General features: G+C 56.6%; 15 protein-coding genes. 6 read left to right on the forward strand and 9 right to left on the reverse strand.

The features are described from left to right. Positions 1 to 70: 70 nt before the first annotated feature. The gene (locus MW898_RS15520) at positions 71 to 316 is read right to left on the reverse strand and encodes a DUF8599 family protein (protein ID WP_248908674.1); all 246 of its coding nucleotides are present in this window, start codon (positions 314 to 316) and stop codon (positions 71 to 73) included. A gap of 155 nt (positions 317 to 471) precedes the next feature. Here MW898_RS15520 and MW898_RS15525 point away from each other — a divergent pair, with 155 nt between their 5' ends. Beyond that, positions 472 to 1,359, forward strand: coding sequence for a polyprenyl synthetase family protein (locus MW898_RS15525; protein ID WP_248908675.1), 888 nt, complete (start codon positions 472 to 474; stop codon positions 1,357 to 1,359). A gap of 25 nt (positions 1,360 to 1,384) precedes the next feature. Here the strand turns inward: MW898_RS15525 and MW898_RS15530 are convergent, their stop codons facing one another. The 4 genes from MW898_RS15530 to MW898_RS15545 all read right to left on the reverse strand — a co-directional run bounded on the left by MW898_RS15530 (position 1,385) and on the right by MW898_RS15545 (position 5,991). After that, positions 1,385 to 2,236 carry a UbiA family prenyltransferase gene (locus MW898_RS15530; RefSeq protein ID WP_248908676.1) on the reverse strand — a complete coding sequence of 284 codons (852 nt, stop codon included), beginning with the start codon at positions 2,234 to 2,236 and terminating at the stop codon, positions 1,385 to 1,387. A gap of 166 nt (positions 2,237 to 2,402) precedes the next feature. Further along, on the reverse strand, positions 2,403 to 4,211 hold the full coding sequence (locus tag MW898_RS15535) for an ATP-binding protein (RefSeq protein WP_248908677.1): 1,809 nt from the start codon (positions 4,209 to 4,211) through the stop codon (positions 2,403 to 2,405). 89 nt (positions 4,212 to 4,300) lie between these two features. Further along, entirely contained in the window at positions 4,301 to 4,633 is a 333-nt protein-coding gene (locus tag MW898_RS15540) for a DUF7113 family protein (RefSeq protein ID WP_248908678.1), read from the reverse strand. A gap of 92 nt (positions 4,634 to 4,725) precedes the next feature. Next, positions 4,726 to 5,991 carry a DNA double-strand break repair nuclease NurA gene (locus MW898_RS15545; protein WP_248908679.1) on the reverse strand — a complete coding sequence of 422 codons (1,266 nt, stop codon included), beginning with the start codon at positions 5,989 to 5,991 and terminating at the stop codon, positions 4,726 to 4,728. Positions 5,992 to 6,161: 170 nt separating this feature from the next. Between MW898_RS15545 and gpmI the strand changes: the two genes are divergently transcribed. Beyond that, complete coding sequence (gene gpmI / locus MW898_RS15550) at positions 6,162 to 7,673, forward strand: 2,3-bisphosphoglycerate-independent phosphoglycerate mutase (protein WP_248908680.1); 1,512 nt, start codon at positions 6,162 to 6,164, stop codon at positions 7,671 to 7,673. 8 nt (positions 7,674 to 7,681) lie between these two features. On the opposite strand, the gene MW898_RS15555 is transcribed toward gpmI, so the two are convergent. Continuing rightward, positions 7,682 to 9,418: a Rieske (2Fe-2S) protein gene (locus MW898_RS15555; protein WP_248908681.1), complete on the reverse strand. Its 1,737-nt coding sequence runs from the start codon at positions 9,416 to 9,418 to the stop codon at positions 7,682 to 7,684. Positions 9,419 to 9,536: 118 nt separating this feature from the next. Between MW898_RS15555 and dnaJ the strand changes: the two genes are divergently transcribed. Both dnaJ and MW898_RS15565 read left to right on the forward strand, forming a co-directional pair. Beyond that, complete coding sequence (gene dnaJ / locus MW898_RS15560) at positions 9,537 to 10,682, forward strand: molecular chaperone DnaJ (protein WP_248908682.1); 1,146 nt, start codon at positions 9,537 to 9,539, stop codon at positions 10,680 to 10,682. Between the two features lie 94 nt (positions 10,683 to 10,776). Next, the gene (locus tag MW898_RS15565) at positions 10,777 to 11,577 is read left to right on the forward strand and encodes an acyl-CoA synthetase family protein (RefSeq protein WP_248908683.1); all 801 of its coding nucleotides are present in this window, start codon (positions 10,777 to 10,779) and stop codon (positions 11,575 to 11,577) included. Between the two features lie 69 nt (positions 11,578 to 11,646). Here the strand turns inward: MW898_RS15565 and MW898_RS15570 are convergent, their stop codons facing one another. After that, positions 11,647 to 12,666, reverse strand: a complete 1,020-nt coding sequence (locus MW898_RS15570) for a DUF5784 family protein (RefSeq protein WP_248909785.1) — start codon at positions 12,664 to 12,666, stop codon at positions 11,647 to 11,649. Between the two features lie 205 nt (positions 12,667 to 12,871). Between MW898_RS15570 and MW898_RS15575 the strand changes: the two genes are divergently transcribed. Next, entirely contained in the window at positions 12,872 to 13,045 is a 174-nt protein-coding gene (locus tag MW898_RS15575; protein ID WP_248908684.1) for a DUF5786 family protein, read from the forward strand. Here the strand turns inward: MW898_RS15575 and MW898_RS15580 are convergent. Together MW898_RS15580 and MW898_RS15585 are read right to left on the reverse strand one after the other, a co-directional pair. After that, on the reverse strand, positions 13,032 to 13,757 hold the full coding sequence (locus MW898_RS15580) for a DUF7530 family protein (protein ID WP_248908685.1): 726 nt from the start codon (positions 13,755 to 13,757) through the stop codon (positions 13,032 to 13,034). The genes MW898_RS15575 and MW898_RS15580 overlap by 14 nt on opposite strands. Beyond that, positions 13,754 to 14,665 (reverse strand): NAD(P)H-binding protein, encoded by a 912-nt coding sequence (locus MW898_RS15585; RefSeq protein WP_248908686.1) that lies wholly within the window; start codon positions 14,663 to 14,665, stop codon positions 13,754 to 13,756. Before MW898_RS15585 ends, MW898_RS15580 begins: the two co-directional genes overlap by 4 nt. 342 nt (positions 14,666 to 15,007) lie before the next feature. On the opposite strand from MW898_RS15585, the gene MW898_RS15590 reads away from it, so the two are divergent. Continuing rightward, the gene (locus MW898_RS15590) at positions 15,008 to 16,714 is read left to right on the forward strand and encodes a helicase C-terminal domain-containing protein (protein WP_248908687.1); all 1,707 of its coding nucleotides are present in this window, start codon (positions 15,008 to 15,010) and stop codon (positions 16,712 to 16,714) included. Positions 16,715 to 16,800: the final 86 nt, after the last annotated feature.

The following is a 16,800-nucleotide window of genomic DNA, read 5'->3' on the forward strand; positions in this document are numbered from 1 at the left end:
CATTTAGGTATACATATTTAACAGTTACGGAATATTGATCATTTATTAGTATAGAACGTGATCGATAATCTCAGAAATTTTCGGCGATCGCTCTGATCTGCTCTTCCGTCAGCTCAGCTGAGTACAGTGCGAAAAGGGTGTTGCAGCGGGACGGTGAAAGCGCACGAGAGCCGTTTTCGAGCATCGAGATGTGTGCTTGGAGAATGTCGTCTATCTCGCGCTCGACGGTGCGCTGCTCGTAGTCTGCGGCGACGCGGAGCAGACGCCACGCGAGGGGAGAAAGATCAGCTGGTTCTACCGACCTCGGCGCTGCCATCGATCGAATGAGAAGCGCGAAGAATCATAAAACGCGTGATGCAGCGGCGTGATAGCACTATGGCCCTTGTTTTCGTATGCACGCGTAATCACAGATTCACTAGGCTGCCATTCCATTCGTCACCTACAAACCACACCACACCAAGTATCGATACGATGGAGTATCTGCAAACCCGCCGAGACCGCGTCGAGGAACGGTTGGAAACGGTGCTCGACGGCGTGGCTCCAAGCGAACTCGCTTCGGAGGTACGACACGTTTCTTTGGCGGGGGGCAAGCGTGTCCGACCCACCGTAACTGTTCTCGCCTGCGAAGCCGCCGGAGGAACGGTCGAGGATGCACTCGATTTTGCGGTCGGGGTCGAACTCGTCCACAACGCCTCGCTCGTCATCGACGACATCATCGATGAGGCAGATCTCCGGCGAGGCGTCGCAAGCGCGTGGGCCGAATTCGGCTACGGACCAGCGATCATCGCAAGCGATGGGTTGCTCGGTGAGGCGTTCTTCCTCTTTTCAAGCGACGAACGGGCCATGCAGGTTGTCGCAGAGGCAATGGTCGAGCTCGGAGAGGGAGAGGCGACGGAACTCGTTGCCCGTCCCGAAACAGAAGCAGAGTATATGGTACTCGCCCGCCGGAAAACCGGCGCACTGTTTCGTGCCGCTGCTGAGCTCGGAGCCATAGCCGCGGCCGCTGACCCCTACACCGTCGAAGCGTTCGGCCGATACGCAGAACGGGTCGGAGTTGCCTTCCAAATACGCGACGACGTACTCGATGCCACCGCCGAAACGGAAGCGCTGGGAAAACCAACCGGACAGGACGCAGCGATGGAACGCCCCTCGATCGTCCAAATCGCCGAACTCTCACCCGAAGAGGCGAACCAACGCGCGCGCGAACAGGCTGACGCTGCCCTCGACGCACTCGCAACAGCCGACGCAGGGAGCAACCAAAACCAAAACCAAAGTCAAAACCAAAGTCAAAACGAGAATCAACAAGCGCTCGAATACCTCCGCGATCTCGCGGAGTTCGTCGTTGTCCGCGAGCGGTAACCGCCGACTCGTTCTCCAATACGATCTACGTCAACGGACGGAACCAGACTGCTGCGACGAGCAGTGCAAGGAAGACGTACGAGCCGCGGATCAGAATCATTGTCGTGTGTTTTGCATCCATTCGTCTGGTGACGGTAGCGATAGCAGCGAACGCGACGACAGCGACGATGCTGCTGGTCGGAAAGACCCCTAGCACAGCCAATACGACGACAACAGCGAGACCGACGGTCATGAGCGCAAAGGCGCTCTGTCGTGCACGGTCACGGCCAAGAGCGACTGCAGCGGTTCGTTTGTCGATGGAACGGTCGTACTGGTAATCTTTCGCGTCGTCGATGACTTTGATCCCTGAGAGAATCACGAGGAACACCACGCCGAACGCGACCACGGTCGTCGAAAGTGATCCTGCTTGCACGTAGTAGCCGCTCACGAGGGTGAAGGCGATACCGAGTGGATAGCCCATCGTGGTCGTCATAGGATTCGAATCGAGTTGTGGAGCGTGGAAGTAGGCGATGAGCCACCCGGGAAGTGTAAGAAGCGCAGCGACTGGGCCGACAGCGAGGAAGATGAGCGCCAATCCCGAAAAAACGAGCGCCGATGCACCGATGAGAGCAATGTGGCAACCGTGGGCAGTTAACGGGTGATCGTCATCCTCATCACGAACGTAAAAATCGACGTAGCCGTCTTTGATATGCGCGGTGTAGAGTTCACAGAAGACGACAACGGCGTGGAGCACCGCGAGGGTAAGTGTGACCTCCCGAGCAAGGATCGAACCAAACACGCTCGCGGCAACTGCAGGTAACATGAATACTGGATGCACCTGTGAAGCGAGAGCGCGGAGCGTTGCCAACGCCCCAGTACCGTGGCGTGCGATTGCCATAATATGCGTATCGATCGTTAGGGCAATAAACAACCGGGAGAATCATCAGTTGTTTTAGTTACACATGAATTCACTAACAGAAAATACACGCTATCTCAGCCATTTCTTTGTCGCTGCTATCTGAACACAAAGCTCACGCAAATAATCGCGCCCATCTGTCGAGCAATTACTCTCTTCCGTGCCGCGTTACGCAGTTAGACAGTCCAATGATCTCGACTGGCTCTGAATTGTCAGGCGAATAGACGACCATCTGTCCTTTTTCCATGTACGGGACTTTCGATTCGAGCGTCGAAGGAATGTTGACGGATTGGATGGCATCTTCGTCGCCGAGATTGAGGACAACCGTCGTGTTCACCTGCTTGAAGACAGGATCAGCAATATCCTGTGGATCCTGCGTGATGAGAAAGAGCCCGAGTCGTTCCTTACGGCCCTGTTTTGCGGCTTCTGTGAACTTCCCGATGACCTTTCGCGCTTGTGCGCTCTCGGCGTCGGTGAGGAAATTGTGCGCCTCGTCCATACCCACGATGAGCGGCGTTTCTTCGATACGCTCGTACTTCGGATCGTTCGAAAGCTTCTGATCGACGAGGAGACTCGACAGCGCGAGCACGATCGTCTCCTTGTTTCGTGAGCTGTTGAGGTGGTACGTCGGGACAACCGTCAGTCCACCCGGACGGACGAGCTCGTGAATCAAGTCGGTGACGGGTGTGGCGTCTTGGTCGAAGAGATCTGAAAAGCCGCCAGTACGCCGGAGAACCGCGTTGAACGTGGCCTCGTGGATCTGACCGCTTTCAGAAAGTTCCTCGCGCAACCCGGGACTGAGGAAGGAGCGAAAATCCTTGTAGGTCCCAGCATCACCGTACTGCCGGAAGAATCGATCGAGCAGCTCAGTGATCGCGTTGTACTGATTGTCGTTCAATCCGCCGCGCGCAACGAGCCACTTGTTGTCTTTGACCATCGAGAACGGGATGGTAAACTCGACCTGTTCGGCCCGGTGGTGATTCGCCGCGTAGCTTGCGTTTCCGACGTTCGGGACGAACGCGATGGTGTCGTCGTGTCCTCCATGCGCGATCCCCTCACGCTCGTACTGCCGAGCAGTATCGGCATCAAGGTCCGCGTTGTCGTCATGCATCTGTGCGTACTCGTCTTGTGGATCGAACTGAACGACCGCCATCTGGGGCGACCGACCGTCGTCCATTTCGTACCGGCGACCGAGATACTGGCGGAGAATGTTCTTTGCGCCGTGTGTTTTCCCGGAGCCGGTACCTCCGGCGATGAGCGTATGGCGGAACACGAGCGGATCACCCGCATCGTAGTCGTCTTTCAGCCGGTAATCGATGGTCGGTGGCTGAGCAGCCGTCTTCACCCTCTGGCCGCCAACTGCAAGATGACCGAGAAAGATCCCGTCATCAGGTATTTTCAGTCCCGTCTTGATCTCCTCGGTGTCCGTCGCAGACCGAACAATCGTCTCAGGGACTGGTACGCGGTCTGTCATTCGGCGCTTTAGCTCGCCACCCTCTTCGTACAACACTGCGACGGGTTCGAGCGTGGCAATGAACTTGTAGTCGTGCTCGTCGATCCCTTGAGAGCGCATCGCGCGGCGCGCGTGAATCTCGTTCGCATCGTCTGAACGAAACTCCTGTGCGTATTCGAGTGCCGTAATGCGCGCGAACAATCGCTCACCATCAGGATACGATGCGATCAAATACGTGCCGATGCGGACCGACCGTCGATTCTCGACGGTGATGTACGCATGGAGGCTCGTATTATCGACTTCCTCGTCGATGCGTAGCCCTTCCGACGCCGAGAGAATGCCGATCCCTTGGTCGCTCCCGACGAGTGAGACGTCCATCCGATCGAAATCGTCCGCATCGGAAGTGGTGTCTGTACTATCGGTACCAGTTTGAGTGGTGTTATTCGTGTTTCCATTCTCGGTATCATCTTGTTGAAATCCAGTGAAATCCCCAATATCAGGCATATGTCCCAGTTCCATCCGAATGCTTAAAATACGTTTTTCCGGTTGCGAACACGAAATCACTCCAAACAAAACGTGAATTATTCGCGCAGCTACGCCTGTCTTTTCTCCGTTTCGAATTCGACGTCGACCTCCGAAACACCAATCCGGGCGAACTGTGTTCGGATGTGATCTTTTGCGCCAGAGAGCGCTTGATCTTTTGTTTCGAATCCACGAGGGATGGGTGTCTCGAATGCGATGCGTATCGTTGTTTCGTTGATTTCGAACGTCGACCCACCGCTTTCGACCTCGTAGAATTCATCGCAGAGTAGCACATAGGGGGCGTCTTCGTCGGGTGCGCCTCGAAAGGATGGCGCATCCTCACCACGTTCGTAGATGATCGCGGTAAGTGCAGTCCCACCAGCACGACCGACAACGTGTAGCATAGATTCGGTACCGGGGCAGGCCGGATAAATTCTCCTCAATCGTGATTTGAGCGTCGAAAACAGCACGGAGATTTCGCCCTGATTTTGTGTTGCTAGTCCAGTCCCCACTGTTCGCTTCGTTTTGTGTCGTAGTTCATATCCCGCTCTGAGTCGAGCGTTTCTGCAAGCGAGTCCTGAAGCGCCTGTGTTTCGTGTTTGCTGATCCGTGCTAAGCTGTCGGCTTTTTCGATTGCGAGCGGCGGCCCTCGTTCGATGGCGACGCCCTTCAGTACTTGTGTGATGATTTTCTCGCGTCGGTCGGCATCGTGTGTAAAGACAGCAGGGGCTTCGATCCGGTAGATGACATCATCGCGGGGATCGTGCATCACACAGAAGGTAACCTCGTACTCCTCTGGACTGAGTTCACGTTCGAGATCGAATGCGTCGTCGAGCGTCGAGATCGCGCGGTCAGATCCACCACGAGAGACGAACCAGTTCGTGAATGTCAGCGTATCACGATTTCGGTCGCTTCCGTCGGAGTCCTCGGACTGTTCGGAGCGGCCGAGCACCTGTGAGAAAAACGCGGCGTCATTCACCCATGGAGCGTTTCCTCGCGCTTGACGAACCGTTCGCGTGATCGACCGTGAGAGTGGTGTCTTGACGAACCCGACGAGCGGAACGTCGCGCTTTGCGAAGTTCTCGACAAGCTCGATGTAGTTTTCCACAACGTCTCGTGGGCGTTCGTTCTCGACGAGAAGATCCGCAAGCTCCGGTTCCCGGTACGACCAGTTCAACAGACCCTTGGGATAGATCGGCCCATCTAGAATCAGCAGGTCCTCGACGACCTCTGCTTGCGTGCAGGCGTGCTCGCTTTCGGCGAGATACAGCGCAAGCTCGTGGACAACAGCGGATTCATAGCGACTCACACGAGGAGCATGGAGGACGCGCTCGCGCGTGTAGCCCTCGTCTCGCATCTGCCAATCGTCGTGGAAGTCGACTGTCGCGTCGTTCGAATGGACCGTCATGACGACGGTCCGCGACCGATGGAGTTCGAGATCCGAAGGCACTGCGCTCATTGCTGCTTGTGCCACATCGAGCACGAGCCCGTTCTTGAACGTCGTTGGGTTGATCGTTCCGGAATCAACGCCGTGGCGGGTCGGAAACTGGTCGTCAGAGAGGGCAATGTCCTCAATTGTCACCATTCGCCGATGTTGCTCGTCGACCGGCTCGACGACAATTTCACCATCGTTTCGCAACGGATCGAGCCACTCGTCCCAGACGGTCGCGGCGAAGTCCCGATGATCGCTCGCATCGACATTTCGCTTGATGCGACCGGCGAGCTGCGTGATTCCCTTAAAGTGAACTGGGTCGAGCGTCATGGCGCTGTCGTCACTTGCGAGAAACAAAAAGCCACCGCGAACGTCACTCAGTCAGACGCCGCATCTGAAAGCCGGCCGTTCAGGCGCGGATACGAGCGATCATCGTTTAGCGAACAGACAGAGTCTACCAAAGCGAAGGCTAGTTACCCGGTGGTGGCGAGCATTCGTGTATGGACGCGGCGCTCGTCATTCTCGATGGGTGGGGGCTCGGTTCGGGCGAACGTGACGCGGTTGCAGCCGCTCGAACGCCGAATTTCGACCGAATTCAGGACGAGGGTGCGGTCGGCACGCTCGAAACGCACGGGAGGGCCGTCGGGCTCCCCGAGGGACAGATGGGGAACAGCGAAGTCGGCCACCTCACGATCGGTGCGGGTCGGATCGTACAGCAGAGTTCGACGCGCATCTCGGATGCGATCGATGACGGAACTGTTGTCGAGAACGAGGCGCTTTTGAGCGCGATCGAGTACGCCGCGACACACGATGGACACGTTCATTTCATGGGACTGGTCAGTGACGGCGGGGTCCACTCTGCACAGTCGCATCTCCACGCACTGATCGAGTGTGTTGCCGAGCATGGAGTCCCAGCAGTCACACACGCGTTCACGGACGGACGCGATACGCCTCCAAAGAGCGGGTCGACCTATCTACGCGAGCTTCAGGCAGTCACCGACGACGTTGGAACAGGCCACGTCGCCACGGTGTCGGGGCGCTACTACGCGATGGATCGGGACGAGAACTGGGAGCGGACGAAACGCGCCTACGACGCCATCGTTCACCGCGAGGCGGAGTACACTGCTCCGAGTGCCGTCGAGAGTGTCGAGCGCGCATACGAACGCGGCGAAACGGACGAGTATATTGAGCCGACGCTCGTCGAACGCGAGGACACCCAACTGACAGACGACGACGCGGTCGTCTTCTTCAACTTTCGGGCGGATCGAGCGCGCCAACTGATCCGACTGTTGGCCGACATCCGTCCCGACTGGCCGTTTGAGACCAATCCACCGACAGCGCACGTGGTGACGATGACCGAGTACGACGCCACGTTCGATCTGCCGGTCGCCTTTCCGCCGAACGAGCCACACGATACGCTCGGTGAACGCGTCGCAGCAAGCAGTCGGACACAGCTTCGGATCGCAGAATCAGAGAAGTATGCTCACGTCACGTACTTCCTCAATGGCGGACGTGAGGTCGAGTTCGAAGGAGAGATCAGAACGATCGTCGATAGTCCCGACGTTCCAACGTACGACCAACAGCCAGAAATGAGCGCGCTCGAGGTGACGGATGCCGCTATCGAGGTCATCGAACGCGACGATCCCTCGTTACTCGTGCTCAACTACGCGAATCCGGATATGGTCGGTCACACCGGTGACTACGCGGCTGCTATCGAAGCCGTCGAAGCCGTGGACGAACAGCTAGAACGGCTCGTCGAAGCCTGCCACACCGCCGGCGCGCACGTGTTCCTCACCGCTGATCACGGCAACGCTGATGACATGGGGACAGTCGATGATCCACACACCGCACACACGCTGAACCCGGTCCCATTCGTCTCGTCACCAGTCGAGAGCGACAGCAACCACGCAGTCCGCGACAACGGAACGCTCGCTGACATCGCGCCGACGATTTTAACGGTCATGGGAATCGAGACACCCGATGCGATGACAGGGGAGTCACTACTCAGATAATCCCGTCCTCAGGCTTCGTGGATCGTCTCGCCGCGATGGAGTCGTTCTGCGATCGTGTAGGTTTGTTCTGCTTCGCGCCGTGTCGGGAAATGGGCCGACATATAGCGTGCTGTCGCAACGAGGGCCATTCGCTGATCGGACTCGTGTGCTGTGCAATCGAACTGCCGGAACGCAGCCTCGACGTTTTGGAGCGTGTGGAAATTTGCATCCTCACGGAGGAGACCCTCTCCCAATGTCTGTTTTAGATCCGCAGGATCGCCACCAGCGTCGAAGTGTTCGTTCACCAATCCGGCAGCCTCATTCACGTACCCCTGTTCGTCGAACGCTTCCAACAGTTCGTCTCGGATGTCGGCAGGTGCTCGATCCCCTGCGTCTGGTTCGGGGATCGGTGCCGGTGGCGTGTTCAGAAAGCGATCGAGGTAGACGCTCATTGCGGCATCGAGACAGCCACGATAGACTTCGATAGCGTCGGTTCGGCGGGCCATACCGTGGACAGCGTTCGCATACGAGAACGTGTGGTGGACGGTGTTCCAGTCGGAAAATTCGTTGCTAGTGGAAAAGCGGGTCGTCCGTCGCACTGCTGCTGCGGTAACCGCGCTCGCCAACTGTTCGCTCGTCGCACCCGCGCGGATGGCATCTGTGAGTGTCTCCATAACTGCGTGGGGATCGTCGACGAGGAGCTCCGCAACGAATTCGTCTGGACGCTCCCACGTTTTTCCCTCACCTGCTGCGACGAGATCTGGCAGACGATCGTGGGCATCGAAGCAGAGCTGTGCGACGTCGATGGGTTGACGCCACGCTGAGCGCTCTTCGCTCCGGCTTGCGTTCGTGATCTGTGGAACGGTCGAGGCGAGGATCGGGCCAGCGTGCTCCCATCCGAGATGGTCGATGGTCTCGAAGGCCTTGTTGATGAAATCAAGCGTGTGACCGGTGTCCATGTAGAGGTGATCGGTGACGGCAGCGATCATCACCTCAGCGACATCGGCTGGTGAGAGATTCTCGACCGCAGTGAGAAGGCACCGCTCTGCTCCATCCGCATCTCGTACCTCGCAAGTTTCGCGGAACCACGTCTTGAGACGCTCTTTCCCGAGCGATCGATTCTCGAACTGATACTGACTGAATCGCGGCGGCTCACCCGCACAATCGTCTGCAACGTACCGAACGCCGGTGTAGAGCGCGCGTTTTTTCTCGGAGACTGCGAGATCACCGTGCAGGTTCGCCATTGCACCGAGAATCGTTAGCCCCGGTCCCCAACCCATATTCCGGTATTTCGTCCCGAAGTTCACGCCCGTTTCCAACGGCGTATAGAATCCCTCATCTGCGGCTTCGAGTCCAAGAACCGCCTTCGCCATGACGAGGCGCAGATTCTCCTGGAGACCGTCCGCGAGTCGATTACGCCAGTGCGTTTCTACGGAAACAGTACTCTCCGGGTCGGGATCGAGATACACGCCATCATCACGCAACTCGACCGGGAATGTCTGTACGTCGTCTGCCCAGATGTCGAACGTATCGCCCTCGGAAAGCTCAAAGCGCGCGTGGTGCCAATGACACGTGAGAATCCCATCCTCGACTGTGCCCTGTGTCAGCGGAAATCCCATGTGCGGACACCGATTGTCGACGGCGTACACTTCGTCTTCGTGGTGAAACAGCGCGATCGCGTGGCCAGGATTGACGACCATGCTCTTTGCTTCTTCGAGAGCAGATCGGTCAGCGACACGAACGTACTCAGAACTGTCAGTTGCCATATTGTGACATGGGTACTCATTGCACAAAACTATTCCCTGAACGTTGTTTTTGTAAATTTTCCATACTGATCGGAAGCCGTTCTTTTCAAGTAGCTCAACGGCCAATAGCTCTTAGAGAATGAGCGAGGACTTTTATGACGTGCTTGGCGTCTCTCGTGATGCATCGGAGGATGAAATTAAATCGGCGTATCGGGAAAAAGCATCAAAGTACCACCCGGACGTAAGCGACGACCCGAACGCCGAAGAAAAGTTCAAGCAGGCTAAGAAGGCAAAGGAGGTCCTCACCGATGATGAGGCGCGTCAAGCGTACGACCAACTGGGACACGATCGTTTCGAAGAAGCCGAAAAGCGGGGTGGCTTTGGTGGCGGTGGTGCCGGTGGCGACCCGTTCGGCGGCTTTGGAGGAAATGGTGGCCCATTCGGCGATATGAACGACATCTTCGAGCAGTTCTTCGGCGGGAGACAACGCCAGGGGAACGCCACACGACAGGGACGTGATCTCCAAACCAGACTCACAATCGAGTTAGAAGACGCATACCACGGCACCGAGAAACAGATGACGATCAATCGTCCCGAGCGCTGTTCTGACTGCAATGGAAAGGGACATCCACCTGATGCCGACGCACAGACGTGCTCAGGCTGTAACGGCAGTGGACAACAGACACGGGTTCAACAGACTCCGCTCGGTCGTGTGCAGCAGACGATGGCGTGCCCAGAGTGTGAGGGTTCGGGGACCATCTACAGTACGAGTTGTTCGGCGTGCCACGGCGACGGTCAGGTGATGAACGAGGCGACGCTCATGGTCGATATCCCTGCCGGTATCAGTAGCGGGCAGACGCTCCGATTGGAGCGAGAGGGTGCTCCGGGCGAGAACGGCGGCCCGAACGGCGACCTTCTGGTCGAGATAACCGTCGAATCGCATGCTGATTTCGAGCGCGAGGGAGACGATCTCATCTATCGACTCCCGATCTCGTTCCCACAGGCTGTCTTCGGAGACGAACTCGAAGTGCCAACGGTCGACGGCGCTGCGACGTTCGACATTCCCAAAGGGACCCAAAGCGGTGAGACGTTCCGACTCCAAGGGAAGGGAATGCCGCGCCTACGACGGCGCGGGTCCGGTGATCTCTACGTGTACGTGCAGGTCGTCACGCCCGAGAGCTTGAACGAAGAGCAGCGCGAATCGCTGAAAGCGTTCGCTGAGGCTGGTGGCGAAGAGATCGACGTGAGTGAAGGCTTCTTCGAGAAGATTAAAAATTCGCTGTGAGCCGTGTCCGCCGATTGTAGTGGGCACGACGTGAAAATTGAGTAGTGTATCGACGGCGCTTAGGTCACACCTCACAAAGCAGTGGAGTAGTAGTATGAACGTCCTCGGTGATCTCCTCGCACGCGACCGGCGAAGCGACGCGTCAGCACTCCTCGCGTCTGCTACGGGACACGAATACGACTACCGGCGTTTCTGTACAACCGCGTGGAAGGTCGGTAATTTCCTCCGTCATTTCGGGGTGCGCGATGGGTCGACAATCGCACTCGCCGAGGATCCACAGCCACAACCAATCCTCGTATTCCTCGGAACAGCGCTGCTTGGCGGGATTACACAGATCGATCCACCACGGAAAACCGATGCACGAGTTCTAATAACTCCCGCTCAAGCGATAACAGAGACCAACGCGGACAAATGCGAAGGCGAGCGTGTGTCCGAGAGCGAGGATGAGGATGAAGATGAGAATGACGATGACGATGAGTACGAGTACGATCTCCCGATGGGGGGGCAACGGATTGTCTACGGTGGTCCGTCTAACGATCCGAGCGTTGAGTACTTCGAGCAGGGCGTGTGGAGCGAGAATCCGACGAAGCCACCAGGTAGTACTGGACCAGATCAGGCAGTGCTCCGATCTACTAAGAGCAAAAGGACGTACACACACGCTGAGATACTCAATGCTGCTCGGTCGATCGTCGGCGCATGGGGACTCACAGAGGACGACGTTGTCGCCATCCGAACACCACTCCGTGAGCCAGAGACAATCGCAGCTGGTGTCGTTGCACCGCTACTGGTTGGTGGAACCATCCTACTTCCTGACGAAGAAAGCGTTGGTGACTACGCAATCGCAAACGCCGCACCAGAGCCACGAGTAATACCACCGGACACGATCAAATTATAGGAGCAGCGATTGGGTCGCCCCAGTAGAGTAGAAATTGCTGCATCTCACACTTATCGGAGGCACCACGTCTCACACCCACCGAATCGATCCGCCGAGATCGATCGGCGGAGTACCGACAGCGTAGCCTTCGACTGATCCGTTTGGTCGTGCCCGGAAGACGATCGCGGGATTGTGTGCAACGCGTGGTTGTTCGCCTTTGATAGCGTTCCACTCATCATCACGGAAAGAAGAACAATCGACGAGCAACAGCGCGTTGGGGTGCGCATCGAGTTGGTTGTCGGTTTTGGCTGCTGCTGTCTGTTTGAGTGCAGCGGTAGGCGTATCTACTACCCGTCGCGTCGGTGGGCGAGGGCGGGTAACTTCGACGAGGACCGGATCTGCGTTGGCGAGATCAACTCGAAAATCAAGCGCGTAGCCGCTGTCGAGTTCGATCTCAGGGACGAATGCGTACCCCGACTCGTGGAGGAGCTTCGCAACAGTGAACTCGCTCATCGCTGCGCTCATTCGAACGAGGTCAATCTGCGAACTTGTTCCAACTTTTCCTGCCATTGTCTCACGGTTTGAATCGAGCACGCCGGTTCGAAGGAAATCGTTGTAGAAGCGCAACGCCTCATCGTGTCCAGCGTCGGGAAAGCCAGCAGCGTGCTCTTGGAAGAACGCCCGTGTGCTGTCTCGTCCGTCTTTCGAGTGAAAGACGGGGAGGAAAAACCAGCTGAGATGTTGATACGCTTCGAGCCACGGGTCCTGTTCGTATAAGTCCGCGAGGAGTTCACGGTGGGCCCATTGTACGAGTTCCGTGGGGGCTGTCTCGAATCCGACCTTGTCTGTGCGCCAGAGTGCTTCTGGTGTCTTCGTGTTCCCGAGCCAGTACGCTACGTGAGGTTTTCCCTCGTCGGTTCGCCACGCGAACAACGCAAAATCACCGTTGTTCATATCGAATCGACATCCCTCGAACGCTCCTGGAACGCCGTTGCGCGTCTGGCCAAGGGTTGCACCGAGAGATGATTCGAGGGGTTCGAGAAGATCGCGCCGAACACGTCTCAGAGACCAAGAATCGAACGACAATCGAAACCGCAGCGGACCCGCCACAACGCTCGGTTGTAGCCGAACGATTGTATCAATTCCGTTCTCGACGCTCATCTCACCCAAAATATAGATGAATACAAATCACGGCAACTATACGAACAGAACATGTTTGATTAGGATATATTTTAGATAGACATTAACAGAATTCACATTTAATCGGAATCACCGTTACATTGATAAGCTTGAATTCGTAAGGATTATTCATACCATGTCAATGGGTGCCTTTGACGAGGACGAGTACGAACGTCGTGAAGCGAAAAACGGTACCGTCGATGCGGATTTCGACGACGAACGGGTGAAGTACCGTGGAACACTCACGTATGACTCCGGTGACTCCACCGATGCACTGATCGATCAGTTCAAACAAATCAAGTCGAAATAGCGTCCTCAAGTTCCGCCAAACGTCGTGTGAGCAGAAGAATCGACACGCTCGTCACCGTTCCGACTGCCGCCACATGCGCGATGAGAACAGTTGCAAGTACCGACTGGTCCGGAAAAAACGGTAGCAAAACGAGCTGGAGAACACCAAACGAAATATTCTCGACATCGGCCCGACGGAGAGCCCGTGTCGTCGGTCTGTCGAACTGACCGCGGTAGTGATACGAGCGCCACAGCGCTGTTACGGAAGTCCACCAACCAGTTCCAATTCGATAGCAAACGTCCCAGAGGATAAGGAGCATCAGATAAACGACGATGATGGGCGGTTCGGGACCCATGAACTGCTCGATGAGACGCTCGTTATCGAAGACGAACAGGTAGGTTATGACCGCGATGAACGAGAGAACGCCAAGCACGACCTCTATGCTCGAACCGAACAGGAGTCGTCGATAGGTTTCAGGGATGGATTGTCCGCGAACGAGCGTGGAGATCCGGAGCATTTCGATACTACCAACAGCAGCGACGAAGACGGCTGCAGTGCCAACGGTCACCGCCGACCAGAGATCGTAATACCACGCTGCCAGCACGATACTCACCTCGAAAAATCCGATTTGGATGACGAGCGCAAGCGGTGTCGGAACATCAATGCCGGGGAGCGCGGCAACGATGCTTTCGTAGACCCACGTCTCACCGAACTCAATTTCGTCTCGTGTCATGTTTCACTACTCGCGCGCGTATAGCTCCTATCGAGTGTTTGTATCACCGCCTCTTCAAACGGCGTTAGTTCAGTTGGGATGAGCGATCTGATGCGGGTATCTGTTACCACGACCGGCGTTCTCACTCCACAGAGCAGTGGTTTCGCAACACTGGACGGGATATCCGTCACCATATCCACCCAGTAAGTAGACAGACGCAGCGAGTGAATCGGAACCGTAACAACGAGCGGTTGTCGTCCACTGGTAGCGCGCGCAATCCGCATGACAATCTCACGGTATGTCAGTACGTCCGGACCACCGATCTCGAACGTGTCGTCTGCGGTTTCCGGCACCGAAAGCACTCTCGTAAGATATTCGACAGCGTCATCAATGGAGATCGGCTGACATGGCGTCTGAATCCACGTCGAAACAACCATGATCGGAAACCGTTCTGTAAGCTGCCGGATGAGTTCGTAGCTCATGCTCCCACTACCAATGATGATCGCTGCCCGGAGTGTCGTCAGATCGTACGTGCCCGAGTCGAGGATACGCTCGACTTCTCGACGCGAGCGGAGGTGTCTCGACAGCCGATCGCCATTCGCGCCAAGTCCACCGAGATAGATGACACGCTCGATATCCGACTCGCTTGCCGCACGGGCGAAGTTGCGCGCTGCTCGACGATCACGTTCCTCGAACGAGGGGCCCGAATGCATAGAGTGAACGAGATAATACCCCGCATCAACTCCGGAAAGGGCATGCTCGAAGCTTCCCGGTTCGAGCAGATCACCCTGCTTTACTGTGACGCTTGCGGGACCGCTGTATCGGTCTCGATTGCGGACAAGTGCAACGACGTCGTGTCCCGCCTCAAGCAACGCTGGAATGAGATGACTGCCGACAAAACCAGTCGCACCCGTGACGAGTATGCGCATGCCTGAGCCATGGTTCCGCTTTGCATAAATCCCACTGCGTGCTCCGAATCTTTCCATCGTGAATTGTGCTGTGTACTGCCATTTTGTACGACAGATCCGGTAGCCCACTATCCGATAATAAATAAATTATATGATATGAAATATCACACAGTTGTAAGCGGATTTGCATTGTTCATTATCCAGAGATGAGGTGCCGTATCACACTGGATTTTTATACCGATGGAGAACAATCAGCGACCATAGACGCACCTCGGAGTCGGTCCTCTCTTCGAGGGAGCAATATCGCACACGCCAGAGCGTGTCTCTTCGAAATTGGAGTAAAACGAACGGAGCTCATCGACTGTGAATCCAACGCGCATCGAGAACGAATTCCCGGCCGCCACGTATCGCGGCGCACAGGAACAGGCCCTCTCTGACATTCGAGCAGCCTTCGAGGCTGGTAACGACATCGTGCTCGTGCGTGCTCCAACAGGGAGTGGAAAGTCGCTTCTCTCTCGTGCAATTGCTGGCTGCGCTCGTCGTCCGGGTGAAGCACGTCCGGAACAACCGACTGGTGCCTACTACACCACACCGCAAGTTTCACAGCTGGACGATGTCGCTAGTGATCCACTTCTCGAAGATCTGAGTGTGATCAATGGAAAAAGCAACTACTCGTGTATTCTTCCCGGTGAGACGACGACGCCCGTCGATCGCGCCCCGTGTGCTCGTGAGACCGGGTTCGATTGTCCCGTCAGACACCGTTGTCCGTATTTCTCAGATCGGGACCTCGCGGCGAGTCGTCAGATCGCTGCAATGACACTCGCGTACTTCATGCAAACTGCCGGCTCGGAGGTGTTTGGTCAGCGCGATGTTGTCGTCATCGACGAGGCACACGGACTCACCGAGTGGGCAGAGATGTACGCCACCATCGAACTTGGTCCCAAGACGGTTCCCGTCTGGGAGCGAACGCCAGCACCGAAAATCGCGGACGTGGAAGACGCTGCCGAGTATGCGGAGACGCTCGCTTCAGTCTGTGATCGTCGTCGACACGAACTACAACGCGAGCCTGAGATCAGTGCGGAGGAAACCGCCGTGCGCGATCGGTTGAGCGAACTCGTTCGGGATCTCACGTGGTTCGTCACCGATGCCCGCGACGCGGAGAGCGCAACCACGTGGGTCACAGATCAGCACGGTGGTGCAAAATCACCAGTGACGATCAAGCCGATGAATCCCGAACGATATCTCACGCATACGGTCTGGGATCGTGCTTCGACGTTCGCGCTCCTCTCTGCGACCATTCTGAACAAAGATGCCTTCTGTCGTGGGACGGGACTCGATCCGGACCGCGTAGCGCTCGTCGATGTCGAGCACACGTTCCCGGTCGAAAATCGTCCATTGTACGACGTGACACAGGGTAAGATGACCTACGAACAGCGTGATGAGACGCTTCCGAAGGTCGCCCGACTCCTCGTTCGTCTCATGAGTCACCATCCAGACGAGAAAGGTATCGTTCACTGTCACTCGTATACGATTCAGGAACGGCTCGCCGATCTGCTCTCTGAATCCGGAGTCGATTCCCGTGTCCGTACCCACGACCGACAGAACCGCGACGCCGTCCTCTCATCGTGGAAACGCGACGATTCGACGGTGTTTCTCTCCGTGAAAATGGAGGAAGCACTCGATCTGAAAGATGATCTCGCGCGCTGGCAGGTGCTCTGTAAAGCCCCATTCCCGAACACGCGCGATTCACGGGTCGCCCAACGATTGAAAGAAGGACTGTGGGGTTGGTACTACCGGAGCGCGCTTCGAACGGTCATCCAAGCCTGTGGCCGCGTGGTCCGATCACCGCAGGACTATGGCGCAACCTACCTCGCCGATTCCAGCCTCCTCGATCTGTTCGAACGCGCACGCCACGACGTGCCGCCGTGGTTTAAGGCACAAATCGACCGCATGACAACGCCGACCCTTCCAGCGTTCGATCCACAAGCGGCCGTCACAGACACCGAATCAACGCAACGCCAGCCACAATCAATCGATGATCATCCCTTGGGGGATGTCTGGAATGGGTGAATCGACGCGCGGCCAGAAACAGAGTGACCCGAAGCAAGCCAGGAGCCGTCGTCTATAAACCGAGAATCCGAAATATTATATTTGAT

Origin of the sequence: Halocatena marina (genome assembly GCF_023276375.1) — an archaeon.
Classification (GTDB): domain Archaea; phylum Halobacteriota; class Halobacteria; order Halobacteriales; family Haloarculaceae; genus Halocatena; species Halocatena marina.

What these genes read in the sequence shown, in the direction of transcription:
- MW898_RS15520 (WP_248908674.1), bottom strand. Translation starts at nt 316, where the DNA reads ATGGCAGCGCCGAGGTCGGTAGAACCAGCTGATCTTTCTCCCCTCGCG.
- MW898_RS15525 (WP_248908675.1), top strand. Translation starts at nt 472, where the DNA reads ATGGAGTATCTGCAAACCCGCCGAGACCGCGTCGAGGAACGGTTGGAA.
- MW898_RS15530 (WP_248908676.1), bottom strand. Translation starts at nt 2,236, where the DNA reads ATGGCAATCGCACGCCACGGTACTGGGGCGTTGGCAACGCTCCGCGCT.
- MW898_RS15535 (WP_248908677.1), bottom strand. Translation starts at nt 4,211, where the DNA reads ATGCCTGATATTGGGGATTTCACTGGATTTCAACAAGATGATACCGAG.
- MW898_RS15540 (WP_248908678.1), bottom strand. Translation starts at nt 4,633, where the DNA reads ATGCTACACGTTGTCGGTCGTGCTGGTGGGACTGCACTTACCGCGATC.
- MW898_RS15545 (WP_248908679.1), bottom strand. Translation starts at nt 5,991, where the DNA reads ATGACGCTCGACCCAGTTCACTTTAAGGGAATCACGCAGCTCGCCGGT.
- gpmI (WP_248908680.1), top strand. Translation starts at nt 6,162, where the DNA reads ATGGACGCGGCGCTCGTCATTCTCGATGGGTGGGGGCTCGGTTCGGGC.
- MW898_RS15555 (WP_248908681.1), bottom strand. Translation starts at nt 9,418, where the DNA reads ATGGCAACTGACAGTTCTGAGTACGTTCGTGTCGCTGACCGATCTGCT.
- dnaJ (WP_248908682.1), top strand. Translation starts at nt 9,537, where the DNA reads ATGAGCGAGGACTTTTATGACGTGCTTGGCGTCTCTCGTGATGCATCG.
- MW898_RS15565 (WP_248908683.1), top strand. Translation starts at nt 10,777, where the DNA reads ATGAACGTCCTCGGTGATCTCCTCGCACGCGACCGGCGAAGCGACGCG.
- MW898_RS15575 (WP_248908684.1), top strand. Translation starts at nt 12,872, where the DNA reads ATGTCAATGGGTGCCTTTGACGAGGACGAGTACGAACGTCGTGAAGCG.
- MW898_RS15580 (WP_248908685.1), bottom strand. Translation starts at nt 13,757, where the DNA reads ATGACACGAGACGAAATTGAGTTCGGTGAGACGTGGGTCTACGAAAGC.
- MW898_RS15585 (WP_248908686.1), bottom strand. Translation starts at nt 14,665, where the DNA reads ATGCGCATACTCGTCACGGGTGCGACTGGTTTTGTCGGCAGTCATCTC.